The organism is Actinomadura sp. NPDC049753 (assembly GCF_040674655.1).
GTDB classification, from domain to species: domain Bacteria; phylum Actinomycetota; class Actinomycetes; order Streptosporangiales; family Streptosporangiaceae; genus Spirillospora; species Spirillospora verrucosospora.
The window spans coordinates 32,345-57,067 of record NZ_JBFARL010000022.1 but is presented as its reverse complement, the minus strand read 5'-3'; the positions used below and the strand labels follow the sequence as shown (position 1 = coordinate 57,067).

25 protein-coding genes and 1 pseudogene are annotated in these 24,723 nt (G+C 70.9%); 10 read left to right on the top strand and 16 right to left on the bottom strand.

Translation table 11 applies throughout. The annotated features are described in order from the left end of the window. Positions 1-158: 158 nt before the first annotated feature. The 3 genes from AB0K37_RS09040 to AB0K37_RS09030 all read left to right on the top strand — a co-directional run bounded on the left by AB0K37_RS09040 (position 159) and on the right by AB0K37_RS09030 (position 5,169). Positions 159-941 (top strand): SDR family oxidoreductase, encoded by a 783-nt coding sequence (locus AB0K37_RS09040; protein ID WP_363977062.1) that lies wholly within the window; start codon positions 159-161, stop codon positions 939-941. Between the two features lie 26 nt (positions 942-967). Beyond that, positions 968-3,895, top strand: coding sequence for a BTAD domain-containing putative transcriptional regulator (locus AB0K37_RS09035; protein WP_363977059.1), 2,928 nt, complete (start codon positions 968-970; stop codon positions 3,893-3,895). 77 nt (positions 3,896-3,972) lie between these two features. Beyond that, positions 3,973-5,169 (top strand): FAD-dependent monooxygenase, encoded by a 1,197-nt coding sequence (locus tag AB0K37_RS09030; RefSeq protein WP_363977056.1) that lies wholly within the window; start codon positions 3,973-3,975, stop codon positions 5,167-5,169. Here the strand turns inward: AB0K37_RS09030 and AB0K37_RS09025 are convergent. Continuing rightward, positions 5,145-6,758: an ATP-binding cassette domain-containing protein gene (locus tag AB0K37_RS09025; protein WP_363977054.1), complete on the bottom strand. Its 1,614-nt coding sequence runs from the start codon at positions 6,756-6,758 to the stop codon at positions 5,145-5,147. The genes AB0K37_RS09030 and AB0K37_RS09025 overlap by 25 nt on opposite strands. A gap of 75 nt (positions 6,759-6,833) precedes the next feature. Between AB0K37_RS09025 and AB0K37_RS09020 the strand changes: the two genes are divergently transcribed. Together AB0K37_RS09020 and AB0K37_RS09015 are read left to right on the top strand one after the other, a co-directional pair. Further along, entirely contained in the window at positions 6,834-7,511 is a 678-nt protein-coding gene (locus AB0K37_RS09020; protein ID WP_363977051.1) for a TetR/AcrR family transcriptional regulator, read from the top strand. A 168-nt stretch (positions 7,512-7,679) separates the two neighbouring features. Beyond that, positions 7,680-8,078 (top strand): hypothetical protein, encoded by a 399-nt coding sequence (locus tag AB0K37_RS09015; protein WP_363977048.1) that lies wholly within the window; start codon positions 7,680-7,682, stop codon positions 8,076-8,078. A 100-nt stretch (positions 8,079-8,178) separates the two neighbouring features. On the opposite strand, the gene AB0K37_RS09010 is transcribed toward AB0K37_RS09015, so the two are convergent. From AB0K37_RS09010 to AB0K37_RS09000, 3 genes are all read right to left on the bottom strand, one after another. Next, on the bottom strand, positions 8,179-9,732 hold the full coding sequence (locus tag AB0K37_RS09010; protein WP_363977045.1) for an FAD-binding protein: 1,554 nt from the start codon (positions 9,730-9,732) through the stop codon (positions 8,179-8,181). 295 nt (positions 9,733-10,027) lie between these two features. Further along, complete coding sequence (locus AB0K37_RS09005) at positions 10,028-10,468, bottom strand: hypothetical protein (RefSeq protein WP_363977042.1); 441 nt, start codon at positions 10,466-10,468, stop codon at positions 10,028-10,030. A gap of 360 nt (positions 10,469-10,828) precedes the next feature. Continuing rightward, entirely contained in the window at positions 10,829-11,875 is a 1,047-nt protein-coding gene (locus AB0K37_RS09000; protein WP_363977039.1) for a hypothetical protein, read from the bottom strand. Between the two features lie 109 nt (positions 11,876-11,984). On the opposite strand from AB0K37_RS09000, the gene AB0K37_RS08995 reads away from it, so the two are divergent. Both AB0K37_RS08995 and AB0K37_RS08990 read left to right on the top strand, forming a co-directional pair. Beyond that, complete coding sequence (locus AB0K37_RS08995) at positions 11,985-12,200, top strand: aldehyde dehydrogenase family protein (protein WP_363977036.1); 216 nt, start codon at positions 11,985-11,987, stop codon at positions 12,198-12,200. A 267-nt stretch (positions 12,201-12,467) separates the two neighbouring features. After that, positions 12,468-12,710, top strand: a complete 243-nt coding sequence (locus tag AB0K37_RS08990; protein ID WP_363977033.1) for a hypothetical protein — start codon at positions 12,468-12,470, stop codon at positions 12,708-12,710. Positions 12,711-12,824: 114 nt separating this feature from the next. Here the strand turns inward: AB0K37_RS08990 and AB0K37_RS08985 are convergent, their stop codons facing one another. The 7 genes from AB0K37_RS08985 to AB0K37_RS08955 form a co-directional block, all read right to left on the bottom strand. After that, complete coding sequence (locus AB0K37_RS08985; protein WP_363977030.1) at positions 12,825-13,733, bottom strand: RNA polymerase sigma-70 factor; 909 nt, start codon at positions 13,731-13,733, stop codon at positions 12,825-12,827. Between the two features lie 227 nt (positions 13,734-13,960). Beyond that, positions 13,961-15,013, bottom strand: coding sequence for a ferritin-like protein (locus AB0K37_RS08980; RefSeq protein WP_363977027.1), 1,053 nt, complete (start codon positions 15,011-15,013; stop codon positions 13,961-13,963). Positions 15,014-15,092: 79 nt separating this feature from the next. After that, positions 15,093-15,320 (bottom strand): hypothetical protein, encoded by a 228-nt coding sequence (locus AB0K37_RS08975; RefSeq protein ID WP_363977024.1) that lies wholly within the window; start codon positions 15,318-15,320, stop codon positions 15,093-15,095. 294 nt (positions 15,321-15,614) lie between these two features. Then, positions 15,615-16,052 (bottom strand): cupin domain-containing protein, encoded by a 438-nt coding sequence (locus AB0K37_RS08970; protein WP_363977021.1) that lies wholly within the window; start codon positions 16,050-16,052, stop codon positions 15,615-15,617. Positions 16,053-16,088: 36 nt separating this feature from the next. After that, on the bottom strand, positions 16,089-16,847 hold the full coding sequence (locus AB0K37_RS08965) for an SDR family oxidoreductase (protein WP_363977018.1): 759 nt from the start codon (positions 16,845-16,847) through the stop codon (positions 16,089-16,091). A gap of 428 nt (positions 16,848-17,275) precedes the next feature. Continuing rightward, the gene (locus tag AB0K37_RS08960; protein ID WP_363977015.1) at positions 17,276-17,473 is read right to left on the bottom strand and encodes an FAD-dependent oxidoreductase; all 198 of its coding nucleotides are present in this window, start codon (positions 17,471-17,473) and stop codon (positions 17,276-17,278) included. 763 nt (positions 17,474-18,236) lie between these two features. After that, positions 18,237-18,854 carry a response regulator transcription factor gene (locus AB0K37_RS08955; RefSeq protein WP_363977012.1) on the bottom strand — a complete coding sequence of 206 codons (618 nt, stop codon included), beginning with the start codon at positions 18,852-18,854 and terminating at the stop codon, positions 18,237-18,239. A 69-nt stretch (positions 18,855-18,923) separates the two neighbouring features. Between AB0K37_RS08955 and AB0K37_RS08950 the strand changes: the two genes are divergently transcribed. Beyond that, positions 18,924-19,376 carry a phosphotransferase gene (locus AB0K37_RS08950; protein ID WP_363977009.1) on the top strand — a complete coding sequence of 151 codons (453 nt, stop codon included), beginning with the start codon at positions 18,924-18,926 and terminating at the stop codon, positions 19,374-19,376. Positions 19,377-19,423: 47 nt separating this feature from the next. Here AB0K37_RS08950 and AB0K37_RS08945 read toward each other — a convergent pair whose 3' ends face one another. The 5 genes and pseudogenes from AB0K37_RS08945 to AB0K37_RS08925 all read right to left on the bottom strand — a co-directional run bounded on the left by AB0K37_RS08945 (position 19,424) and on the right by AB0K37_RS08925 (position 22,326). Continuing rightward, complete coding sequence (locus AB0K37_RS08945) at positions 19,424-19,690, bottom strand: helix-turn-helix domain-containing protein (RefSeq protein ID WP_363977006.1); 267 nt, start codon at positions 19,688-19,690, stop codon at positions 19,424-19,426. Then, entirely contained in the window at positions 19,687-20,001 is a 315-nt protein-coding gene (locus AB0K37_RS08940) for a recombinase family protein (protein WP_363977003.1), read from the bottom strand. The genes AB0K37_RS08945 and AB0K37_RS08940 overlap by 4 nt, the downstream gene beginning before the upstream one ends. 286 nt (positions 20,002-20,287) lie before the next feature. Next, positions 20,288-20,692, bottom strand: a complete 405-nt coding sequence (locus AB0K37_RS08935) for a crosslink repair DNA glycosylase YcaQ family protein (protein WP_363977000.1) — start codon at positions 20,690-20,692, stop codon at positions 20,288-20,290. Positions 20,693-20,801: 109 nt separating this feature from the next. Beyond that, a pseudogene (locus AB0K37_RS08930) lies at positions 20,802-21,314 on the bottom strand (crosslink repair DNA glycosylase YcaQ family protein); the annotation flags it as partial. Positions 21,315-21,483: 169 nt separating this feature from the next. Next, positions 21,484-22,326 (bottom strand): NAD(P)H-binding protein, encoded by an 843-nt coding sequence (locus tag AB0K37_RS08925; protein WP_363976997.1) that lies wholly within the window; start codon positions 22,324-22,326, stop codon positions 21,484-21,486. A 180-nt stretch (positions 22,327-22,506) separates the two neighbouring features. Here AB0K37_RS08925 and AB0K37_RS08920 point away from each other — a divergent pair, with 180 nt between their 5' ends. Then, a complete protein-coding gene (locus AB0K37_RS08920; protein WP_185024531.1) occupies positions 22,507-23,481 on the top strand; it encodes a YafY family protein in 975 nt (324 codons plus the stop codon). A gap of 547 nt (positions 23,482-24,028) precedes the next feature. Continuing rightward, entirely contained in the window at positions 24,029-24,496 is a 468-nt protein-coding gene (locus tag AB0K37_RS08915; protein ID WP_363976994.1) for a hypothetical protein, read from the top strand. Positions 24,497-24,723: the final 227 nt, after the last annotated feature.

Here is a 24,723-nt window from a genome sequence, read left to right as displayed (position 1 = left end):
TCATCGGGATCCCTGGGCCTCCACCCCCGCGGTGAAGCCTCCGACCGGCGTCGACGCGCGCGCCGGTGAGCTCGCGGTGAGCATCCGGTGAGTCCCCTTCGCGACTGTTGGCCCATCGCCGGATCCGCCGCGGACCGGCCGCTGAACAGGGAGCGACGATGAACGTTCTGACCGGCAAGACGGCACTGGTGACGGGCGGCTCGCGGGGGATCGGCCGTGCGGTCGCGTTGCGGCTGGCGGCCGAGGGCGCGCTGGTCGCCGTCCACTACGGCGGCGACGAGGAGGCGGCCGAGACGACCGTGGCGCGGATCGAGGAGGCGGGAGGCCGCGCGTTCGCGATCCGGGCGCGGTTCGGCGAGGACGGCGCGGTGGACCGGCTGTTCGAGAGGCTGGCGGCAGGGCTGGCGCGGGCCGGGCGGGAGGGGGCCGGGCTGGACATCCTGGTCAACAACGCGGGCATCAGCTCGACCAACCCGATCTCGCAGGTCACCGCGGCGGAGCTCGGCCGGCTGCTGGAGATCAACCTCGTCACCCCGTTCTTCGTGGTCCAGCGCGCGATTGCGCTGCTCAACGACGGCGGCCGCGTCATCAACATGGGCTCGACGGCCAGCCGGTTCGCGGTCTCCACCCAGATCGGCTACACGATCAGCAAGGCGGCGCTGGAGTCGATGGCGCCGTCGCTGGCCAACGAGCTCGGCCGCCGCGGCATCACGGTGAACACCGTCGCGCCCGGCGCGGTGCGCACCGACATGACCGCGGGCTACACCTCCATCCCCGAAGTGGTCGCCGGGCTGGAGTCCATCACCGCGCTGGGGCGGCTGGGCGAGCCCGAGGACGTCGCCGACGTCGTCGGATTCCTGGCGGGCCCGCAGGGCCGGTGGGTGACCGGCCAGACCGTTGACGTCTCGGGAGGGACGTTCCTCGGCCCGATCGCTCCGTGATCGCGTGCCGGTGAATAATCGCCGGCATGCGGTTCGGAATCCTCGGCGAGACCAGGGCCTGGAACGGCGACGGCGGCGAGGCCCCGCTGGGCGGTCCGGCCCGCCGGGCACTGCTGGCCCTGCTGCTGGTGCGTCCCGGAGAAGTCGTCTCCTCGGACCGGCTGGCCGACGAGATCGACCCCGCCGGGGCGCTGTCGGCGCACTCCCTGCAGTCCCAGGTGTCACGGCTCCGTGCGGCACTGGGCGCCGGAGCCGTGATCGAACGGGCCGGAGCGGGATACCGGATCGCGGTCGACCCGGACGACGTGGATGCCTCCCGGTTCGAGCGGCTGGCCGCGGAGGGCCGGGCTGCGCTGGCCGGCGGCGATGCCGGACGTGCGGCCGCTCTGCTGCGCGAGGCCGTGGAGCTGTGGCGGGGACCGGCTCTCGCCGACCTGCCCGACGGCGAGACGGCCCGGGCCGCCGCCGCACGGCTGGAAGAGCGGCGGCTCGGGGCGCTCGAAGACCGCATCGAGGCCGCGCTCCGGCTCGGTGAGCACGGGGCGGCCGTGCCCGAGCTGCGCGAGCTGGTCGGCCGCCATCCGCTCCGGGAACGGCTGGCCGGGCTGCTGATGCGGGCGCTGTTCGCCGCGGGCCGGCAGGCCGAGGCGCTGGTGGTGTTCGAGGAGACGCGCCGGCGTCTGGCCGACGAGCTGGGCGCCGACCCGTCGGCCGAGCTGACCGCGCTGCACCGGGAACTGCTCAGTGCCGATCCGGCGCCGTCGCCCGCCGCGCCGCCCGCCCAGCTGACGAACGTCGTGGGCCGCGCCGGCGAGGTGAGCGACGTCGCCGGGCTGCTTCGCGTGGCCCGGCTGGTCACCCTGACAGGGCCCGGCGGGGTCGGCAAGACCCGGCTCGCGGTCGAGGTCGCGGGCGCCGGGTCGGCGGCGGGCGCGGCCGGCGAGGTGTGCTTCGTGGAACTGGCGCCGCTGCGCGACGGGGCCGGGCTCCCGCAGGCCCTGCTGGGCGCGCTCGGCCTGCGCGAGAGCGGTCTCCAGATGGACGGCGGCGCGAAGACGCCGGTCGACCGCCTGATCGCGGCGCTGTCGGACCAGGTGCTGCTGCTCGTCCTGGACAACTGCGAGCACGTCATCGACGACGTCGCGAGGCTGGCGGCACGGCTGCTGGCGACCTGCCCGCGGCTGCGCGTGCTGGCGACGAGCCGGGAGCCGCTCGGCATCATCGGCGAGCACCTCTTCCAGGTGCGGCCGCTCGACGCCGACTCGGCCGTCCGGCTGTTCACCGAGCGGGCCGCCGCCGTGCGGCGGGGCTTCACCGCCGCCCCCGAACTCCTGCGGCGGATCTGCGCGGCGCTCGACAACCTGCCGCTGGCCATCGAGCTCGCGGCGGCGCGGTCGCGCACCCTGGACATCGACGACCTCGCGGGGCGACTGGACGACCTGCTCGGCGTCGCCGCCCGCGGCAACCGCACGTCCGACGGGCGGCACCGCACGCTGCGCTCGGTGGTCGCGTGGAGCTGGGATCTGCTCTCCGAGTCCGAGCAGCGGGCGGCGCGGCGGTTCACGGTCTTCGCCGGGGGTGCGACCGCCGAGTCCGCGCTGCGGGTGTGCGGCACCGACGGTGAGACGCTGGAGTCGCTGGTCGACAAGTCGCTGCTGGAGTTCGCCGGGGGCCGCTACCGGATGCTGGAGACGATCCGCGCGTACGGCGCCGAACTGCTCGATGCGGCGGGCGAAGGCACGTCCGTGCGGCGCGACCACGCCCGGCGCCTGCTGGAGGTGGTGCGGACGGCCGACCCGCATCTGCGGCGGGCCGAGCAACTGGAGTGGTTGCCCGTCGTCGCCGCCGAGCATGGCGACCTCGTGGCGGCGCTGCACTGGGCGGTCGAGGAGCCGGAGGTGGAGACGGCCTTCGAGCTGCTCGCCTCGGCGTTCAACTACCTGTGGATCCGAGGCGCGTCCGCGTCGGCCGCGCCGCAGGCGACCGCGCTGCTCGCAAGGGTGGGCGAGGCGATCCCCGACGGGCTCGGCGAGGAGTACGCGGCGTGCGCGCTGCTCGCCGCGTCGGCGCCGGCCTCGGGCGACGCGGGGCAGCGGATATGGCGGCGCCATCGCGCGTCGGCCGCGAAGGCGCTGGCGGCCGCGTGGCCCGGCGACCGGCCGGGCCGCTACCCGGTCGTCCTGCTGCTGTGGATGATGCGGAACGCGATGGGACCCGATCCGGAGGGCGCTTTCGCGCTCGTCTCGTCCCAGCGCGACTGCGGCGAGCCGTGGGCTCGGGCGGCCGCCCACTACGTGTCAGGGTTCGGGCACCTCGGCGAGGGGGACGCCGCGAGGGCCGAGGACGCCTTCGGCGAGGCCCTGCGGGGATTCCGTTCCCTCGGTGACCGATGGGGCATCGCACTGGCGCTGGACACGCTCGCCGGAGCGGCGGGCGCCCGCGGCGACCGCGGGCGGGCGGTCGCGTTGACCGACGAGGCGCTCGTGCTCACCGAACGGCTCGGCGCCCTGGAGGACAGCGCCGACCTGCTGGTCAACCGCGGCGACCACCTCGCCGCCGCCGACGCGGCCGCGGCCCGGGCCGACTACGCGCAGGCCGCCGCGCTCGCCCGCCGCACCGGCAGCTCCACCTACCTGGCGGCGGCCCTGCGCGGCCTCGGCGACATCGCCCTGCAGGAGGGCGGCCTGGCCGAGGCCGAACGGCTGTACGCGGAAGCGCTGGAGCTCATCGACCCGCACTGGATCAAGAGCCTGGGACCCCGGCTGCGCACGCTCATCGGACTGGGACGCGTCGCCGACGCCCGCGGCCACGCCGCCGAGGCGCGCAGGCGCTACCGGGAGGCCGCCGCGGCCGCGGACGGCATGGGGACGCCCGCGCGGGAAGTGCTGCGGATGCTGGGGCTGTCCGAGGACGTCGTGGACGCCGCGCTGAGCGCGGTGACATCGCCGCGGTAACGGCGGGCGCGGTTGACCGCGGGTGCGGTGAGCGCACGGTGAGCCCGCGGTGAGCGCCCCCTTGGAAGCTCTGGGCCATGACGAACCTCAAGGTATTGATCTCCGGTGCCTCCGTCGCCGGCCCCGCGCTCGCCTACTGGCTCCACCGGCACGGCTTCCAGGCCACCATCGTGGAACGCGCCCCCGCCCTCCGCGACGGCGGCTACGCCGTCGACTTCCGCGGCGAGGCCCATCTAACGGTCCTGCGCCGCATGGGCATCCTGGCCGACATCGAGAACGCCCGGACCGGAATGGGCTCCATGTCGTACGTCAACAGCGCGGGCAAGCAGCAGGCCAAGCTCCCCGCCGACCTGTTCGCCGGAGACGTCGAGATCCTCCGGGGCGACCTCGCCAGGGTCCTGTACGACGCGACCAGGCAGCACACCGAGTACGTCTTCGGCGACTCCATCACCTCGCTCACCGAGGACCCCGACGGCGTGACCGTGACCTTCGAGCGGGGCGCGCCGCGCCGGTTCGACCTGGTGGTCGGCGCGGACGGGCTGCACTCCAACACGCGCCGCCTGACGTTCGGGCCGGAGGAGCAGTTCGTGAAACACCTCGGCGTCAACTGCGCGATCTTCACCACGGCCAACCATCTCGGCCTCGACCACACCGGGCACGCCTACCGCACCGCGGGCAAGCTCGTCGCGATGTACAGCGCCCGCCACAACACCGAGGCCAAGGCGGTCTTCTACTTCGCCTCGCCGGAACTGGACCTGGACCGCGGCGACGTGGCGGGCCAGCAGGCCCTCCTCGCCGAGACCTTCACCGGCAACGGCTGGCAGAGCGACCGGTTGCTGCACGACATGCGGTACGCGCCCGACTTCTACTTCGACTCGGTCGGCCAGGTCCACATGGACACCTGGTCGCGCGGCCGGGTCGCGCTGCTCGGCGACGCCGCCTACTGCCCCTCCTCCCTGTCCGGCATGGGGTCGGGACTCGCTCTGGTCGGCGCGTACGTGCTGGCGGGCGAACTGGCCGCGGCCCACGGCGACCATCGCGTGGCGTTCGGCCGGTACGAGGAGGAGATGCGCGAGTACGCGGTGGGCTGCCAGAAGATGGGCGACGGCGTCGCCAAGCTCATGGTCCCCGGAAGCCGGGCCCTGGCCACGATCCTCAACCGGTACTACAAGGTCATGCCGTACCTGCCGGGAAGGAACATGCCCGCGAAGATCGCCCGTAGGACCGCCGAGAACATCACCCTGCGCGACTACCGCGAGCTTGCCCGGCCCTGAGCGCCTCGGCGGTTCTCCGCGGGCCATGTCGGGGTGGCGCGGTGGTGGACGGTGCCGTCCGGATCGAAGACCAGGTAGCGGTCGAAGTCTTCGGCGAACCAGCGGTCGTGCGTCACGGCCAGGACGGTGCCCTGGTAGGCGTTCAGGCCGTCCTGGAGGGCCTGGGCGCTGGCGAGGTCGAGGTTGTCGGTCGGTTCGTCCAGCAGGAGGAGGGTGCAGCCGGACAGTTCGAGCAGCAGGATCTGCAGCCGTGCCTGCTGCCCGCCGGACAGGGTGTGGAAGGGCTGGTGCCGCGCGGGTGCGAGTTCGTATCGGGCCAGTGCCCGCATGGCGTCGTTGAGGGTCGTCCCGAAGTCGGTCGTGATGATCTCGTCGGGGTGGCGGTCGCGCAGGTCGGGGCGGGCGTGGGTCTGGACGAAGTGGCCGGGGGAGACGCGGGCGCCCAGGCGCACCGCGCCCTGGTGGGGGACTGAGGACGGGGCGGCGAGCAGCTTGAGGAACCGTGACTTGCCCGACCCGTTCGCGCCGAGGACGGCGATGCGCTCGCCGTACCAGACCTCCAGGTCGAACGGCTCGGTCAGGTCGGCGACGGCGAGCCCTTCGCAGATCACGGCGCGTTTCCCGGTGCGTCCGCCGCGCAGGCGGACCCGGATGTTCTGCTCGCGCGGCGGCGGCTCCGGCGGCCCCGCCTCCTCGAAGCGGGCCAGGCGGCTGCGGGCGGCCTGGTAGGACGAGGCGACGGCGTCGTTGGCGGCGGCACGCTGGCGCAGCGTGTGGACCAGGCGGCGCAGTCGCGCGTGCTCCTCGTCCCAGCGGCGGCGCAGTTCGTCCATGCGGGCGGCGCGGTCCCGGCGCGCGGCCGGGTAGGTGGCGAAGCCGCCGCCGTGCACCCAGACCGTGCCGGACTCGACGGTGATGATCCGGTCGGCGGCCCCGGCGAGCAGGCGGCGGTCATGGGAGACCAGCAGCACCGTCTTGGTGCTGGCTCGCAGCCGCTCCTCCAGCCACTGCTTGCCGGGAATGTCGAGGTAGTTGTCGGGCTCGTCGAGCAGCAGGACCTCGTCGGGCCCGCGCAGCAGCGCTTCCAGCATGAGCCGCTTCTGCTCGCCGCCGGACAGGCTTCCCGCGGGCCGGTCGCGGACGTCCTCGTACGGCAGGCCGAGCGCCAGGGTCGTGCAGGCGTCCCAGACGACCTCCAGGTCGTAACCTCCCGCGTCGGCGAAGTCGCTGATGGCCTGGGCGTAGGCCATCTGACTCTCCGCGGCGCCGCTCAGCGCGGCTTCGGCGCGTGCGAGCGCGTCGGCCGCCGTCCTGATCCGCGGCGGCGCCACCGACAGCAGGAGCTGGCGGACGGTGCGATCTTCCGGAGTGAACTGGCGCATCACGCCGAGCCCGCCCGTGCATGCGACCTTCCCCGCGGAAGGGGCCAGCTCCCCGGCGATGAGCCTCAGCAACGTCGTCTTGCCGCCGCCGTTCGGTCCGACCAGGGCCGCCTTGGCGCCCTGCCCCACACGGAAGGACACCTCACGCAGCAGGTGCCGTCCATCGGGCAGCGCATAACTCAGGTCGTTCACATCGATGTGGCCCACGAACCACCTTCTGAACGCTGATCCGGTTACTAGAACGTTGATCCGGTTACTCGTTCACCATACTAGAGTGGGCGCATGGGAACGAGCCGAGCGGGCGACATCTGGTTGAGGGAGCCGCGCAGGCGGCGGGAAGCGCCGCCGCTGTCGCGGGAGCGCATCGTCGCCGAAGCGGTCGCCCTCCTGGACGAGGAGGGCGCGGACCGGCTGACCATGCGGCGGCTGGCCGAGCGGCTCGGCACCGGATCGACCACCCTGTACTGGCACGTGGACACCAAGGACGACGTGCTCGACCTGGCCCTCGACACGGTGTTCGGCGAGGCCGAGGTGCCGCCGGCGACCGCCGACTGGCGCGCCGACGTCACCGCGATGGTGGGGCGGTGGCGCGCGGTGATGCTCGGGCATCCATGGACCGCGACGCTGATGGGCCGGCCGATGCTCGGCCCGAACATCCTCGCGCGGACGGAGTTCCTGCACGCGGCACTGCAACGCGCCGGACTCACGGACGCGCCGCTGACCGCCGCCGCCTACGGGCTGTCGCACTTCGTGATCGGGGCCGCGATCAGCCAGCTGTCATGGCGCCAGAGGGACGAGTCGTCCACCCGCGAAGCCGCCGACGAGATCCTCGCGGCGCAGCGTGAGGCGTACCCGACGCTGGCCGCGCACGGGCACCCCAGCGACAACGACTGGGACGACGCGTTCCACCGCGGCCTGGGATACCTGATCGACGGAATCCGCGCGAACACCCTCGGGTAGCCGGCTCCCGCCGGTGGAACCTGTCGGGGCACAGCGGTCATCGTCTGCCTGCGAGGCTCGCCTGCGACCGCGCAGCCCCACCCCTGCACGTGAACGGCTGCCGTTTCGAGTAAGAGAGGGGCCGTGGGCCTCGATTGATCTGCTCGCGGCACATTACAAGATCGCACAATGGCTTTCGGTCGTGATTTCGAGCTGGAGGGGCAGGGTGCCTCACGGCGCTCCCTTGAACTGGGTGGGCACAGCGACAAGGACGGCCGTTCGAGCGCGCGCCTTTACCTGCTGCGGAACGGAGATCTGACGCTCTACCTCGTGGACAGCGGCTACGGCGTCACGATGCAGATCGGGGAATCGGTGCTGGAGTGGCGGCGGTGGACGACGATCGCCGCCGCGGACGTCTCCCGCCTGGTCGGGGAGGGCGCCACCGATCCACTGGAGGCCGTGCGCGCGGCCGTGGTGGCGAAGGGCCAGGAGAGGAACGACGCGTCCGCCATCGGGGGCCGACTGGTCCGGTGGCTCGACGAGCGCGACGTGCCGTGCGTGTTCCGGCAGTTCGACTACGAGGGTTGACCGGCTTCCGACGCAGGATTCCGCCTCCGCCGGGTCTTCGTGAGACGTCCGTTAACGGCACCACCACGGCGGACTGATTGTGCGCAGCCCTGATCTGAGCTCAGCCACGGACCGACAGCGCGTGGTGAAAGACGTTGCGCGGGTCCCAGCGGGCCTTGACGCGCTGAAGTCGCGCGTAGCCGTCGCCGTAGTAGAGCGCGTGCCACGGAACGTTCGACTGGTTCCACCGCGGGTCGGCCAGGTCGGCGTCTGGATAGTTGATGAACGTGCCGAAGCCGTCGTCCTCGGCCGGGACACCGTCGCTCGCCGCGTAGATCTTCCGGTAGAACTCGCGGATCCACGTGAGGTTCCGGGCGTCGTCCTTCGCGTCCTCCCAACCCGCCAGGAAGCCGATCTTGAAGATCGAGTCGCGGTGCGCCACGGCGGTCGCCCCCGGAGCCACCGCGTTGACCCGGCCTCCGTAGGTGTTGACGAAGAAGTGGCCGTTGTCGAAGTCGGTCCTGGCAAGCTGCTCGTACGCGACGGCGGCCTGCGCGTCGGTGAAGCGCCGCCGCCGGTAACCCGACTTGATCTTGATCCGGTAGAACGGCGCGGGGCCTCCGCCGAAGCCGTACCGTGTCGCGTGGAGCCACGGCATGGCGGACGTCTTCGGCTGGGGACGAAGGTCGAGCCCGCGGTGGAGGGCGCCCATCAGATCGGCCAGTATTCGTTCGGCGCCGCTGTCACTGACCACTTGTCCCGTGAGAGTGGCGTTCTCGGCGGGTCTGGAAAAGATGAATTCGCCGTACAGGGGCGCCATGGGAGAGCCAGGGGCCGAGTTGCGCTCACCCCATTCGCCGTAGTTGCGCAGGAGCCGCACGAAGGTCTCCCGGTCGAGCTTCTCCCACGGCCAGTCCACGGTGAACGTGAGGACAGTGCCGGGCGGCTTCGGCAGCGCCGCCTGCTCTCCCGGAGACCGGAACCAGTAGCGCGTGACAACACCGAAGTTGCCGCCGCCCCCTCCCGTGTGGGCCCACCACAGGTCACGGTTGGGATCCGAGGCCTCACGTGTGGCCACGACGCTCCTCACCTTCCCCGCGCGGTCCAGGACGACCACCTCCACCGCATACAGGTGGTCCACGGAGAGACCGTCCCTTCGGCAGAGCACCCCGTAGCCGCCGCCCGCGATGTGCCCGCCCACCCCGACATCCGGATGGGTCCCGCCAGGAAGGGTCACGCCCCACCCCACGTACAACCGGCGGTAGACCTCGCCCAGAGTGGCGCCCGCCTCGACCATGAACGCCTTGCGCCGCCGGTCGTAGTCGACCGCCGTCATCCCGGACAGGTCGATGAGCACCCGCACCGACGGATCGTCCACGAAATTCTCGAAGCAGTGGCCGCCGCCGCGCACGGCCACCCGCCGGCCCGTGCGCTCCGCCCTCTCGACGGCCCGGACGACGTCCTCGGTGGACGTCGCGACCAGGATCTCCTCGGGTCTGCCTTCGAAGCGCCGGTTGTAGCCCCGGAGCACCAGCGAGCGATAGCGCGGATCGCCGGGTCCGACCATGATCGGATCGGTACCGGCCGCCACCGGGCTGATCCGCCCGGCCAGCGGCACGGACGCCGCGGCGATGCCGCCGCTGCGCAAGACGGTCCTTCGGCTGTGCTCGACCACGTGGCCTCCTCATGTCAGGCCGCCCACGTATGGGACGCTATGAAGCCGAGAGCACCGGGGCTAGGGACTTACCACCCCCAACCAGGTAGAGAAAACTCCACATGCGTAGCCGGACCTGACGCGGCCCACCAAAGCCGTTCTAAAGGCCGCCCGGCGACCGTGTGGCGATCTGTCTCTCTTGGAACTCATCGAACCCGATCCGAGTCCCGGGCCTTGTCAGCGCCGCGACATCCTGCATTGCCGACACCCGTATGCCGGCAGGGGGACCCGCCCGCTCTGCGGGCGGCCGCGGCTTCTATGCGTCGATGACGGGTGCGCAGGTCTTCACGTAGATCAGGCGGCTGACGCCGGCCGTCGCCGCCATCGCCGCTACGAGGCCCGCCCAGTCCAGCCCGGGTGGGGTCAGCTTCTCGAACGTAATGGAGAAGGGGACCGTCGCGATGGCGAGCGCGATGGTGACGCCGAGCCACTGGACGCCGTGGCCGCCGTAACTGTGCTTCCTGGTCCACCTCCGCCCCTCGGGCGTCCACGAGCTGTTCTTGCGGAAGCCGACGAGGAACACCACCGCCGCGGCGGCGACCTCGCCGGCCAGGACGCCCAGGGCAGGCGGTCCGAAGACGTCCTCGACCTTCAGCCAGGCGCCGACCCCTATACCGAGCGAGGCTCCGAGGACCAAGGCGAGAAGGGGCAGCACCGAACCGACCCATCCGTAGCCGGTGGTCTTCGCGCGTCCCAAGACTTCCTCCCGCTCGCCGATTCCGCAGACCGTCCGATCATGCCTACGTACCGTCACGCTCGGGTCACGGAGGCAGAGGCCCGTCGCTGGCGGTGTTCTGTTCGATCTCGTAGGCAAGAACGTCGACGCCCGAGCCGAAGCCGAGAACGCAGCCGCCGGGGAACGGGGCCCCTCTGCCTCGGTAGCCCCAGGGCAAGTGCCGGTGACCTGCACGGCAGAGGGAGAGGAGCCGGCGAGATGCTGGGCAGTCGGTCGTACTCAAGTCCCCGACCACCTGGAGTTGCCATGGGCGGGGGCCGATCGGCGGTCCATTCCGGCCCTTGATCATGTGGCTGCGTTCCTCGGCCGCCGCATCCCGAACTAACCGGTGCCGGCCGCAGCGGTCATCGCTCTGACCGCCTGTTCGGCCTCATCGGGGGTGTGTCGGCCGAGACCGCAGGCCGTGGCTACCGCGTACGCCTCGCGGCCCGCGGCGGCCTCGAACAGCCGCAGGCTCTCGACGCCGCCCGCCGGGTCGGCCGCCGCCGCGATCCCCGCGATGACCTGCCACTCCGGGGCGAGCCCGCTCAGCGGCCGGTAGAACGCCTCGGTACGCGGCGCAGGGTGCGCGCCGTAGGCCGCGGGGAGGTGCACCGGCGGCAGACGCCGGCCGCGGCGGCGCAGCGCGTCCGCGAGGAGGTTGAGGTATCGGACGGCCGCGCCGAGGTCGCGGGGCGCGAACATTTCAGTGTTGCGATAGTTGCCGTAGCACAGATGCAAGATCACCTGAGCGTCGTCGGGGAAGCGCGCGATCAGGCTCGCGACCTGCCCGGCCATGAGCCGCGCGGCCAGCGCCGGGCCTCCGGGCGCCCGCCTGGCCATGTCCATGCCTATCAGCACGGACGGCGTCTCAAGCTGCCAGACGACGTCCGGTCCGGCGAAGGCCGCCAGGTCCGCCACCTCGTCCACGACGGCCTGAGCGAACACCGGCAGGTACCGCAGCGACAACCACGGCCGGCCGGCGAACACGAAGATCGCCAGGTCGAGCGGACTGGGGAGGCTGATCTGCAGACGGGCGTCGGCGAGCTCTGGGCGCTCGGCGCGCAGCGCACGGAACTCGTCCACGATCTCGCGCAACCGGTCAGAGCGGCGCATCGACACGTCATCGGGCCGCAACCGCCGACCGCGCCGTACGCCGTAGGTGCGCATGTCGTCGTAGTCGGCGTACTCGCCGGCCCGCTTGATCTCGAACGCCTCCCGCTCGGCGAGATCCCGCAGGTAGGCGACGACCCAGTTCGAGTCGAGATCGCAGGGCACGGAGATCAGCCGGTGGCCGCGGGCATGATCGAGGACCCACTCCATGGCCTGGCGAGGGCTGGTGGACAGCTCCGGCGGGAGACTCCCGACAAAATGGATGGAACGTTGCACAGCCCCTATTTCAGCACTGTGTTGCATCCAAGATGTCAAAAACGAATAACCGTGATCCAGGATCGTCCCGCGTCACCAGCTCCACCAGCCGCCCTACCTCGCCACCCTCGTGACGGATGTCGGGCCTGAGGCGACGGTCATGCAGGAGGAGGCGTTCGGTCCGGTCATCTGCGTCACCCCGGCGTCCTCGGACGACGAGGCGGTCGCCATCGCCAACTCGACGCGCTACGGACCGACCGACCAGGTCTACTCGCGCGACCCTGACGCGGCGCGGCATGTAGGCGGGTGCGTCCAGCCGGCTGACGGTCGAGGCCGCCAAACGTGATCGTCCTGGAGTCCGCCCGCCACCCTCCGTCCTTCGCGGCGCAAGACGAGGCCGGTGCGGCCGTTGAGGGACCCGACGGTCGCGGCGGCCGCCGCTCGCACCGACTCCTGGTCGGTCACGTCCAGATCGAGACAGGCGACCCGTCCGGGCTGTGGCAGCCCATCGAAAAGTGCTCACCCTCGTCGGCGCGGAGCCTGTCACGGATCGGGGGGCTGTCCGGTCTATCCAGGGGACCGATGCCGCCATTCCATGCAAGGAGAGCAAGACGTGCCATTCTCAACTGAGGGCGACGAGCTCAGCTTCGAGCAGGACATCAAGCCTCTGTTCCGGACGAAGGACCGTGCCGCGATGCTGACCCGTTTCGACCTGTTCGATCATGCTGACGTCGCCGAGCACGCCGACGCCATCATCGGTTCCCTGCTGAGTGGGCGAATGCCATGCGACGGCGCATGGCCCGAGGCGGACCTGGAGAAGCTCCAGCGGTGGATCGACATCGGCAAACCGGCTTGAGGGACGGCAGTGCGAAGTGGCCTCCGCCCATGACCGGCAGCGGCAGGTTGTGGGCGCCGGCCCCCGTCCGGCCTTACTGCGGCCACCCAACGGGGTGGCGGGCCGCGCGGGCGGTCAGGTGACGACGGTCGCGGCGGTGATCTTGGCGGGGTTCATCATCCACAGCACCTGGCCGATGCCCTGGTCGGTGCCGTCGACGGTGAGGACGGTGAAGGTCCGGCCGTCGCGCTGGAGCAGGGCGGCCCACTGGCCGTTCACGGTGGCCCACTCAACGTCGACCCCGTCCCAGAACTGGTTCGCGAACGCCCGGACGTACTTGGCGACACGGACCGCGCCCACCACGGGGAAACGGGACGCCCGGACGGCGCCGCCGCCATCGGAGTAGCTGACCGCGTCCGCGGCGAGGAGCTCCTCCAGAGCGGCCATGTCGCCGGCGCGGGCAGCGGCGACGAAAGCGGTCAGCAGCCTGCGCTGCTCGGCGCCGGTCACCGATGCCCGCCGCTCGGACCGCAGGTGCTTGCGGGCCCTGCTGACCAGCTGCCGGACCGCCGCCTCCCCGGCCTGGAGGATCTCGGCGATCTGCGGATAGGGATAGTCGAACGCCTCTCGCAGGACATAGGCGGCGCGTTCGGTGGGCGACAGCCGTTCCAGGAGCATCAGGACCGCGAAACTGAGCGCTTCGCCGCGCTCGGCTCCCAGGTACGGATCGGAGCCGGTGTCGACGGGTTCGGGCAGCCAGGGACCGATGTAGCTTTCCCTGCGGACCCGGGCGGACTGCAGGACGTTGATCGCCAGCCGGGTGGTGGTCGTCGCCAGGAACGCGGCGGGATCTGCCACGGCGGCGCGGTCGTAGGTCTGCCACCGCAGCCACACGTCCTGCACCAGGTCCTCGGCTTCGGTGACGCTGCCCAGCATCCGGTAGGCGATCCCGAACAGCCGCCGCCGCACCTCGGCGAAGACCGCCGCGGCGTGGTCGAGATCGCCCGCCGACGGGGTGTCGCCCGGTCCGCCGTCCGCCACCATGATCGCCCCCGTTCGGATCGCCGGCCTGTCCGGTCTCACCTGCCCTCGGACAGCTCAGACAAGGCAGGCCTCACTTCTGTGACAGTAACCGCTGCCAGTCCGAGACGGTGGAGTGCCTGCGAGAGTGCGCCAGTCCGACACGTGAGGGCGTTGCCCTCGGCAGAGACGATCTTCCGATCGCGCCGGCCGTGCGCGGGGTGCGGGCCGTGAGGGAGCACGTTGATGCGCTACGGCTCGTCGCCGGCGCTCCCACCGCGCTCATCCGGCGAGACGTACTCGAACGTGGGGCCGGCCGTGGTGCCGTCGCCGTCGGGCATGCGCATCAGCGCCTGGGCCTGCGCCTTGAGCCGGTACATGGTGGTGACCGCGTCACCGAGCAGCTGCGGGCAGCCGTTGAACGCCTGCTCCAACAGGTGCAGGAGAGCGCAGTACGTCCGGTTGAACTCCTCCTGGGCCGCGCGGATCGTGCTGCCCGGGGGATGGTCGGCGATCTTGGGGTTGGGCCGCATCGGCAGGACGCCGTCGAAGTCCACGCCGATCGGTTCGCCGGTGGGCCCGGACCGCGGGGTGTCGCCGCGGCGGTAGCGGCGGCCGACTTTGAGCTCCTGGAAGCGGTAGTAGTGGGCGACCGCGTCCCGGTCAGGATGGTGGACGTCGGGGTCGCCGTCCCAGACCGCGCCGCGGGACGTGCCCTCGCCCTCCTCGACGATCTCCTCCAGCGCGGCCAGCGCCGAGGCCAGATCGGTGACCGCGATCATCTGCCCGGCGGTGTGCTGGAAGTGCCCGGCGTGGACCTGGCGGGACGGGTCGCCCGAGAAGACCTCCGCCTCGCCGAGCCGGTCGCACAGGCCGCTCAGCCCGGCCTCGATCGCTTCGTAGAACTGCCCGATCGTCTCGTAGCGGTCGCCTTCGGCGGGGGCGCCGGGCGGCGCCGGCCGCTCCAGACGGAGCAACATGTCGAGTGCCGCGTCGCCGAACGGGAGCAGCGACAGCTCCAGCGAGGGGTCGCCGTGCGGCAGCCGCCGGGGGTGCGGCGGCAGCAGCTCCGGCGCGGCCAGCCGCGGGCTCCCGCCGACGGCGTTGAGCAGGTTCGCCGCCAGCACCAGGTGCAGCATCTCCTCGATGAAGACGCCCGCCACCGCCTCCGCGCCCTCGGGGTTGCGGCCCGGGTCGAGCGAGTAGAGCGCGCACAGGTACGGCGGCAGGGTCGCGTGCTCCAGCTCGATCGCCCACTGCAGGTGCTCGCGGAGATCGTCGAGCGTGGCGATTCCGGTCGACACTACGGGAACGGAGGCATGCTGCCGCCCGACTGGGTGGTTCATTGGTGTCTCGCTTCGGATGTCGTGAGGTGGGCAGGGGTCAGGCACCTTCGCCGGGGCTGCGCCCCCGGGACCGGAAACCGGACTCCAGTTCCTCGGCCGCGCCGAGCAGGTTGCGGAGCTCGATCTCCTCGGCCTCGGCCTCGGCTGGGTCGAACAGCCACTCGGAGACCGGCTGCGCCGCGGCCCATGCCGGGTCGCTCGCCTCGGCCAGCTCCAGTTCGGCCTCGACCTCCGCCTCGAATTCGTCGCTGGTCGGGGTACTCATCGCTCCTCTTTCCACGGATCGTTCGGATGGCCGCCCGGCCGGACGCCTGGTCGCGTGGACCAGCCGCGCGGAGATCGGCCCAGAGGCGAACAGGCGGCCGGCCCCCGAACCGCTCCGCCGCCCGGGCCGCCGACGCCGGCACCCACGTCCAGCGGGACCGCCCCGGGCCTCAGCTCGCATGCCTCGCCCAGCCAGGCCATCGCCGCCGGGTTCGCACTGCCGCGGCACTCGGCCGGGATCGCGTACCGCTCCCCGGACCGTCGTGGCGCCGGACGTCGGGCAACTCACCGATGGTCAGAAATCTTCGGAGACCCGCAGGTGTGCGCGTTCGGCGAGCTCAGTGTCGTCCACGAGGGTCAGCATCGGCTTGCCGGGCTCGCAGAGCATGGTGACGACGAACCGGACCGGTATGTCGTCGCGGTTGTTGCCGTCCTGGTAGTGGATGACGTCGCCGCCGGGCTCCCAGAACGCCTCGCCCGCCGGGACGGGCCGGGGCGCCTGCCCTTCGAGCTCCATGAGCATCTCGCCCTCCAGCACGTAGCCGAACGCTGGGCCGGGATGCCGGTGCGGCGGCGCGCCGGGGTCGCCGGGCGGGTACTCGATGACCACTGTCATGGCGTGCGCGCCGGCCGGGATGAAGGGCGACTCGACCTCCTGGACGGTGGTGAGCGCGGTCTGCCACGCGGTCGACCTGGGCTTCGGCTCGGCGGCGGTGGCGTCACGGCCGGACATGGTGCTGCCTCCTAGGCTCGTCGGTGCGGACGGGGGTCATTTGACGGGGTTCGCGGCCAGCCAGTCGACGTACGTGATCTCGCCGAGGGTCGCGGCGCCCTCGTCCGGAACGAGGTCGCGCTCGTGCATCTCGGCGCCGAAGTAGTGCGCGTGCGGGTCGGTGACCACTTCGCGCGGGTCGCCCCACGCGGCCAGCGCCTTGCGGAAGAACTCGTCCATCCGCGACACCTCGGGGCCGGCGATCTGGAGGCGGCCGTTCAGCGGCGCGCCCACCGCGGTCCGCGCGACCGTCCGGGACACCTCCTCGCCCGCGATGGGCTGGAACAGCACCGGCGGCATCGGGACCGTGTCGCCGCCGGCGGCGGCCTCGTCGGCGATCCTGCGGCCGAACTCGAAGAACTGCGTCGCGTGGACCAGCGAGAACGGGATCGGCGACTCCTCGATCAGCTTCTCCTGCGCGACCTTCGCCCGGAAGTAGCCGATGTCGGGCCGCCGGTCGGTGTTCACGATCGTCAGCGCGACGTGGTGGCCCACGCCCGCCTTCTTCTCCGCCTCAAGCAGGTTGCCGGTCGAGGTCGTGAAGAAGTTCAGCACCGCCGCGTCCTCGAAGGACGGCGAGTTGGACACGTCGATGACCACGGACGCGCCCTCCAGCACCTCGGCCAGTCCCTCGCCCGTGAGCGTGTTCACGCCCGTGTTCGGCGCGGCCGGCACCGCCTCGTGCCCGTGCTGCCGGAGCATCTCCACGGCCTTCGAACCGATCAGGCCGGTGCCGCCGATGACCACGATCTTCATGAGTCCCCTCCTGTCCGCCGGGCCGTCGGTCACAGCCCGGTCGCCAGCTAAGACAGGGCACTCGTTCGGGCTGTGACAGCTCCCGCAAAGATTCCCGGAGGCTGCCCGATTCGGCCCCGCGGCCGTCACGAACCCGGGCCCTCGCTTGCCTCCGCATCCGGACGAGCCCATACGACGACGGAAGCGAGACCGTGCCACAAGCAGGTGCCGCATGCCGTATCCGGATAACCGCGCGGGCGGGCCAGGATCCGCGGCTGCCCGCACCCGCCGCGCGGACCAGATCCCACCCATCGACTTCTGGACCGCAGTCGCCGCCCAGACCCGCCCTGCCGACCAGGGTGCGCTCGGGGAAGCCGCCTGGGATCGAGGCATACCACGATGCCGCCCGACTCCTAAAGAACGCCACGGCCAGCGGTAGCCCTCAAGCCCTAGAAGTCGTCGACAAGCCAGCGAAGCTTCGGGCGGTCGCCGGTGTGAAGTTCGATCGGCCATGGTGACCGGACGATGCAGGCGGGGCGCTTCCGGCAGTTGAGGACGCCATCGATGCGCAGGGTCTCGACACCGGCGATGTTCCGGGTCTGGCGGATGCCGGCCGGTCCCGGTGTCGACGGCGTAGGCGTTCTCACATCCGGGAACGTGGCAGCTGAGGAAGCGCGCGTAGTCGCGGCCTTGTACGAGGGCCGCCCGCCGTTCACCGCACCCTCTCACGGAGCACTGTTCATCGCCATCGCCACCCAGGAGCCGGTGCCGCCCCGGTGCGGTGGACCGCTCGCTCCACTCCTGAACGGCCTGCTACGCAAGGACCCCGCTGACCGGCTGTCTCCCGCACAGGCTCGCGATCTACTCAATGCAGCGGTCAGCCCCGGCGAACGCCCCTCCGACCAGGACCGGCCGTCCAGCCCGGCACCCGCGCCGGCCCCATACCCGCGTCCACGGACGACGGTGTCCACGGTGACCGTGACCATCCGCTCGCCGTTCGCGGTGCCCTCGCCTGCGCCTGGATCGCGGTCGCCGCCATCTTGCTGCTGCCGCGTGACTTCACCGACCCGATCGGTGTGGTGACCCTCCAGGGAGCGGCCCCGCGCTGGCTGGTGGGAGCCCCGGGGCTGGCGGTCGTCTTCTCATGCTGGCTGTGGAGACTCACCCACAGGCCGGGACTCACCCTCGCGGCCGTCGCCGTTCTCAACCCGTTGCTCTGCTTAGCCGCTCCGAGTGGCTACGACACGGTCATGATCAATGAGATGGGCAACCCGTACAACAGCCCTGACATCGGCCCCGGAACGGCCTTGGCCTGGCTGACGGGCACGGTCGCACTCATGTTCGCGTTCGCGGGAGTGAACAAGCCGCTGATTGCGCGAATGTCCCGCTTTGGATCACGTCACGCACTGCTCAGGCCACCCCCATCATCATCGAAGGTGCGGTGGCGATGATGTGGCTGCTGTTCGTCCTCTGGGCTGGGCCCGTGAGAGCGCACGTGGTCATACGCCAGTACGTCGACTCCGGAATCGAGTTAACGGGACGGTGTGATGAGTCGGTTCTCGTAGGCGAGGATGAGAGTTGGACGCGGTCGCGGGCGCCGAGCTTGGTGAGCAGGTTGGCGACGTGTGTTTCGGCGGTACCCGGGCTGATGTGGAGTTCGGCGGCCAGTTCGACGTTCGACAGGCCGCGTCCGACCAGGGTGAGGACTTGGCGTTCGCGATCGGTGATGCTCGGCAGCCCCGCGGGTGGGGGAGCGGGCTCGGGGCGGCCGGCGAATTCGGCGATGAGACGGCGTGTGACGCTGGGGGCGATCAGCGCGTCCCCGGCGGCCACGACCCGAATGGCGGTGATCATGTCGTCCAGGGCCATGTCCTTGACCAGGAAGCCGCTGGCTCCTGCGCGGAGCGAGGCGTAGACGTTGGCGTCTTCGTCGTAGGTCGTGAGCATGAGGACGCGAGCCGCTGTGGTGTCCGCGGTGATCATCTGGGTGGCGTCGAGCCCGTCCATGCCGGGCATGCGGATGTCCATGACGACCACCTCGGTCCGGGGTTGAGGAACCTGCGGACAGCCGTTGGCGCTGAGAATGATCTTGGAGCGGTGTCCGGTTGGAACGTTCGTGAGGTGGCGTGCCATAACGACCTGTCGCCGAAGAACACGGTGTATCGGGAACTGGGTGCGGGGTTGCGACCGGTGGCCTTCATCGATTGGGACCTGGCGGCTCCTGGGCGGCGGATCCACGACGTTGCGCATGTGTGCTGGCAGTACGTGCGGCTGGGGCCCGGCGTCTCCGATGTCGGAGAAGCGGCTCGGCGGGTCCGGTTGGTCTGTGATGCCTATGGGCTGGTCGATCGGAGCGAGTTGGTTGATGTGATCCTGTGGTGGCAGGACCGTTGCTGGCGTGGCATCGCGGCCGTTGCCGAAGCCGGCGACCCGGCGATGGACCGTCTTCGCGGGGCCGGGGTCGTAGGTGAGGTGCAGGCTGCCTATCGCTGGTTGATCAGCACCGCAGTGAGCTTGGATCGGGTTTGGTGCAGTAGGCCGCGCGGGTAGCTGGGCGAGGTCGGCCACCTAGAACCAGTGCTCGATCTGCGGCGCGGTCATGCCGGGGTTCCAGCGCGTTCCAGGACCCGGTACACCGTCGCCCGGCCGACGGAGAACACCTCCATCAGGTCGTTGATGGAGTACTCGCCGCTGGCGCGCATCCGAACCAGCTCGGCCTGCTGGCGGGCGGTGAGCTTGGGCTGGCGCCCCTTGAGCTTGCCGCGGGTACGGGCGATGGCCATGCCTTCGCGGGTGCGCATCTTGAGCAGGTCGGCCTCGAACTCGGCGAAGACGGCGAGCATGTTGAAGAACATCTTGCTCATGGGGTCGGCGGGGTCGTAGATGCTGCCGCCCAGCGACAGCGGACGCCGCGGGCGACCAGGGTGTCGCCGATGTCGCGGGCGTCGGGGACCGAGCGGGCGAGCCGGTCGAGTTTCGGGACGACCAGGGTGTCGCCGGCGCGGACGGCTGCGAGGGCCTGGTCGAGGCCGGGCCGTTCCCGGTTGGTGCCGGTGAGCCCCTTGTCGAGATAGATGCGATCTTCGGGCACGCCGAGCCCGAGAAGGATCTCGGTCTGGGCGGTGAGGTCTTGCAGGACGGTTGAGCAACGGGCGTAGCCGATGAGCTCTCCCACCCGCGCAGCGTACCGTTTAGCCCCCGTCACCGGACAGATTCGCGGACCACCTATGTGAGACGGCTTCGCCGCAGGTCGCGTTCGCGCCCGAGCGCTCGTTGCTGTTGTCCGGTGAGCGTTCCCCTAACGGACACCATCGGAGGTGTCGATTTCCGAAGTGGACCGCACGGATGATCGAGGTCCTCTGCACGAATTCTTGCCGGTGGGCGGATTTGGTCACCTTCCGAAGGGCACGGGCAGCGGCATGAGCGGGCGTCTGTGGATGGCACGCATGAGCAGGGCCTGCTCACTGCCGATCGCTTTCCTCTCCGGTCACCGCGTCGTCGACGAGCGTGGCCGTGCCCCTGCGGAGGTCGTGGCTGGCGCCGGGCGCGGCGAACTCCAGCAGCCGGGTGCCTTCGGTCTCGACCTCGGCGCGCTCGGTGGCGGTCAGCGGCCGGAATGGGTCGATCTCCAGAGTCGCTGATGCTTTGCCCAGGTGGAGTTTCCAGACGCCCGTCACCTGCCCGTCCACCAGGAAGGTGGCGCGCATCCCGTTGCCTGTCATGACTCGTTTGCGGGCCTCCTCCGAGATCACGCGGGTGCGGTCGGTGTGGGAGGCCAGCAGGTTGTCGTATTCGGGCAAGAAGCGAACCGGCGCGCGGGCGTCGGCGCCGGGGCGTGGCGCATTCGGCAGGTCGAACAGCTCCACCCCGTGCTCGTCGCGGAAGACCGCCAGTTGCGGCCTCAGTCTCCAGGACGGGACGCAGCCGGGTTCGGCCGGCCCATGTCTGCACGTCGGCGACCGAGGCCGGGCCGAACGCGGCGAGGTAGCGCAGCACTATGTGTTCGAAGTCGGCGGCGGGGGCGGGCTCGGCTCCGGTCCAGCCGGCCGCCGTCGCGTACCGGGTGGTGCCGCCGACGCCCCAGACGGCGCGTGGCGGTACCTGGACCAGCGGCACCAGGTTGCGCACTACGGTGGCGAGCGCACGGGGCTCGTGATCGGGCCACCGCTCGTGCAGCGCCGCCCTGAGCTCCTTGGGGGTGAGGTGCCGTGCGTCGAGCAGCGCCCGGCCGGACTCCGCCACGGCCACACGGTCCAGACCGGTGAGGGGCGTTTTGAATGCGGTGTCCAGCTCACGGTCGAGCGCGGGCTGCGCCCATGGCCGCAACGAGCGGTAGTCCGCTGTGGTGACCAGGTGGACGGTGCTGCGCATCAGCGCGACCCGCACCAGGCGGCGCTCGGTCAGCGCGTCCGCCAGGTCGGCGGTGCCGAACTTCCGCAATCTGCTCCAGAGCCCGAAGTAGGGCGCGTACGGCGCCTGCGCCTGCATGCCGACCAGACGGGTGACCGCCTCCTCGGCGGTCGCGTCGGCCCGTTCCAGCAGCTGCTGACGGGCCAGCAGGGCTCTCCCCAACTCCCGTCGCCCCAGCACCTGTGCCACCGTGCCTCCCTTTCCGTCCACATGGCGGGGGCGGCGAATGTCGCCCCCGCCTCGTTGCTCAGCCGCCGAAGTCGGCCCGGTGATCCGCGGCCCACCGGGCGTAGGTCCGCGCGGGTTGCCCGGTGATCTGCTCGATGACGTCGTTGACCGGCGCGGGCTTGCCGACCGCCTGCGCCATGAGAGCGAACAGCGCGGCCAGGAACTCGGGGTCCATGAACTGGCTCATCTGCTCCAGGACGGGCTCCGGGTCGAGGTCCTCGACGGTGAGCGGGCGCCCCAGCGTCTCCCCGAGGATGCGGACCTGCTGTGTCTGGGTCAGCGACTTGGGGCCGGTCAAGTCGTAGGCCCGCCCCGCGTGCCCGCCGCCGATCAGGATCCGCGCGGCCACCTCGGCGACGTCCCGCTCGTGCACGGCACTGAAGGCCGCTTCGGTGTAAGGCGCGCGAATGACGTCACCGCCCTGGAGCTGCATCGCGAACGTCAACGAGTTGATGGCGGGGAACAGCAGCCGCAGGAACGTCCACTCGATTCCGGACGCCTCGACGGCCCGCTCGACGCCGCGGTGGTACTGGGCGATCACATCAGGCTGCCGCTCGGCGCCCGGGACGACCGCCCCCGAGGACAGGAACACCAGCCGACGCACCCCGGCCCGGCCCGCAGCCGCCAGCAGCGGAGCGACATCCATCCCGTACTGCACAACCAGGAGGGCGGCCTCGACGCCGGCCAACGCCGCCGGCAGCGTCTCGGGCTTGGTCAGATCGGCCCGGACGACGTCGACTTCCTGCGGGAACCCGGCCCGCTCCGGAGTACGGGTCAGCGCCCGCACCGGGGCACCCGCGGCGACCAACTCCTCTACCGCCTGACGTCCGAAGTGAGCCGTGGCACCGATGACGAGATACATGGGATTTCCTTTCGTGTGAATACATGGGGGTCTGAGGGGTCCGCCGACAACCGGCGGCGGATCAGCGCACCTTGCCGAAGAACTGCCGGATGTCGCCGGCGAGCAGATCGGGGGGCATGGTCATCAGCGTAGGATCCATTTAGGCAAGGTACGTTCCTAACAATCCGGAGGCTCCGAAGAATGTTGGAAACCTCGGCGCGGCTGCTACGCCTGCTCTCGCTACTCCAGACGCCCCGCGAGTGGACCGGCGCCGAACTGGCCGAGCGGCTGGCGGTCAGCACCCGCACCGTCCGCAACGACGTGGAACGCCTGCGAAACCTCGGCTACCCGGTGCACGGCACCCGAGGCGCGGTAGGTGGCTACCGACTCGGCGCCGGCGCCGCACTGCCGCCCCTGCTGCTCGACGACGAGGAGGCGGTCGCGGTAGCGATCGGGCTCCGCACCGCCGCCGGGGGCACCATCACCGGGGTCGAGGAAACCTCGCTGCGCGCACTGGTCAAGCTGGAGCAGGTGCTGCCAGCCCGCCTCCGGCGTCGCGTCGACGCCCTCAAGCAGTACGCCGTAGCAGTGCCGCGGGACGACCTGGGCCCGCGGGTAGACGCCGACACGCTGAGCGCCCTCGCGGCCGCCTGCAGGGACCACGAGCGCCTGCGATTCGGCTACCGAAGCCACGACGGCTCCGAGAGCCGGCGCGAGGTCGAACCGTACCGGCTGGTCAACTGGGGACGCCGGTGGTACCTCGTCGGGTTCGATGTCGAGCGGAGCGACTGGCGGACGTTCCGGGTGGACCGGCTCCACCCACGCACCCCAACAGGTCCCAGATTCACCCCCCGCGATCTCCCCGAGGACGCCGTCGACCAGGTACGCCGAGGCGTGTCATCGGCCGGCTGGCGGTACCGGGCCCAGGTCGTCGTACACGCACCGGCCGAACAGCTCGCCGAGCGGATCAACCCCGCCATCGGCACCATCACGTCGGTCGACGACACCCGCTGTCTACTGGACACCGGCGCGGACAGCATCGAGGCGCTCGCCGTTCACCTCGGCCTGCTCGGCGCCGACTTCACCGTGACCAAACCCGCGGAACTCGTCGAACTCGTGCGTGCACTCGCCGGCCGCTACCACCGCGCCACCAAGCCAGGGCCGCAGGAGACCTAGGCTAGACGGACGAAGCCGCCCGCTGCGGCTCCTGCCCCCATGCGGTTGCGCATCCGCTCATCGGCTACTTGGAGTGCGTTGCCAGCGGTGTGGAGCGGCGATGATCCGCTTCGTTGAGCGGCACCCATCGTCTCCTGCCAAAGCTCGGCGCGACGGGTGCGGCTCCGTCCGCACCTCACCGTCGGTGCGGCGCGACCGTAACGCAGGCGAGTTCTGCGGGCAGCCGCGCCGCGCCCGGGCCGCCTCATGCAGATGGGACAGATCCTCCAGCTCTCCGGTCACCACTGCTCGATCACCTCGAACGCCAGTCCATATCCAGGATTGAGGAACCTGCCGCCAAAACTCCGGCCACGGAGGGGAACGGAATCCAGGCTCACTCCCCGGCAGAAGGTCCACGCCCCAGGGTGGAGCCCCGCCCGTTGAGCAGGGCGAACCCTTCAAGATCCATCTCAGCGCCAACGGCTGGCCGCAGGTTCCTCAACCCCGGATCTCGCACGGGCCCAGCGGCATCGGGTTCGTCAACTTCGGCGACCTCGGCCGGCTTGACGTGCGGGGACCGATCACCACCCACGGCACCGGAGCGCGCGGCTTCAACCTCTACGACGGCTCGCTGCGGCACGCTTCATTCGACTCCATCGCCACCACGGGCGACGGCTCGATCGGCGTCCAGATCAGCAAGGAGCTGCCGCGGTTGGAGGTCCGCGGCGACCTGACCACGTCCGGTGGTACCGGCACCAGCCTTGTTCGCGGCGTCCAGGTCGAGTTACAGGCGATCGCACTGAGCATCAAGCAGAACGGACGCATCGGACAGGCCGCGGTGGGCGGACGCATCGCCACCCGAGGCGATCATCTGGTCACCGTTGAGATCCTCGGGGAGGTCGGCGACCTCCGGGTCGGCAGCGGCATCCGTGCTGAAGGCTCCGGACCGGACGCCGTGCACCTCAGCGGCGACGGCGTCGACCTGACCAGCATCGAGGTCACCGCCGTGGATGGGCAGGCCATCGTCCGCGCATGATGCCCCCAGCTCCCCGCAAAACGGTACCGGACAACCTCCGCCAGCTGACGCCCCATTGCCCGGTTCTGGCTACTGACCGAAGCCGACGCCCATTCTTCGTCTCGTATGCATTCCGTCGAGCCGAGCCCGGAGGTGGAGTACAAACCGGCCGATGAGTTCGGTGAGTACAGCAGGGTCGAGCCGATCTGCCAAGTGCTCAGCCGGCATGGAATGAATATCGCAACGAG

What these genes read in the sequence shown, in the direction of transcription:
- AB0K37_RS09040 (WP_363977062.1), top strand. Translation starts at nt 159, where the DNA reads ATGAACGTTCTGACCGGCAAGACGGCACTGGTGACGGGCGGCTCGCGG.
- AB0K37_RS09035 (WP_363977059.1), top strand. Translation starts at nt 968, where the DNA reads ATGCGGTTCGGAATCCTCGGCGAGACCAGGGCCTGGAACGGCGACGGC.
- AB0K37_RS09030 (WP_363977056.1), top strand. Translation starts at nt 3,973, where the DNA reads ATGACGAACCTCAAGGTATTGATCTCCGGTGCCTCCGTCGCCGGCCCC.
- AB0K37_RS09020 (WP_363977051.1), top strand. Translation starts at nt 6,834, where the DNA reads ATGGGAACGAGCCGAGCGGGCGACATCTGGTTGAGGGAGCCGCGCAGG.
- AB0K37_RS09015 (WP_363977048.1), top strand. Translation starts at nt 7,680, where the DNA reads ATGGCTTTCGGTCGTGATTTCGAGCTGGAGGGGCAGGGTGCCTCACGG.
- AB0K37_RS08985 (WP_363977030.1), bottom strand. Translation starts at nt 13,733, where the DNA reads ATGGTGGCGGACGGCGGACCGGGCGACACCCCGTCGGCGGGCGATCTC.
- AB0K37_RS08975 (WP_363977024.1), bottom strand. Translation starts at nt 15,320, where the DNA reads ATGAGTACCCCGACCAGCGACGAATTCGAGGCGGAGGTCGAGGCCGAA.
- AB0K37_RS08970 (WP_363977021.1), bottom strand. Translation starts at nt 16,052, where the DNA reads ATGTCCGGCCGTGACGCCACCGCCGCCGAGCCGAAGCCCAGGTCGACC.
- AB0K37_RS08965 (WP_363977018.1), bottom strand. Translation starts at nt 16,847, where the DNA reads ATGAAGATCGTGGTCATCGGCGGCACCGGCCTGATCGGTTCGAAGGCC.
- AB0K37_RS08955 (WP_363977012.1), bottom strand. Translation starts at nt 18,854, where the DNA reads ATGGACATCCGCATGCCCGGCATGGACGGGCTCGACGCCACCCAGATG.
- AB0K37_RS08945 (WP_363977006.1), bottom strand. Translation starts at nt 19,690, where the DNA reads ATGAGCAAGATGTTCTTCAACATGCTCGCCGTCTTCGCCGAGTTCGAG.
- AB0K37_RS08925 (WP_363976997.1), bottom strand. Translation starts at nt 22,326, where the DNA reads ATGTATCTCGTCATCGGTGCCACGGCTCACTTCGGACGTCAGGCGGTA.
- AB0K37_RS08920 (WP_185024531.1), top strand. Translation starts at nt 22,507, where the DNA reads ATGTTGGAAACCTCGGCGCGGCTGCTACGCCTGCTCTCGCTACTCCAG.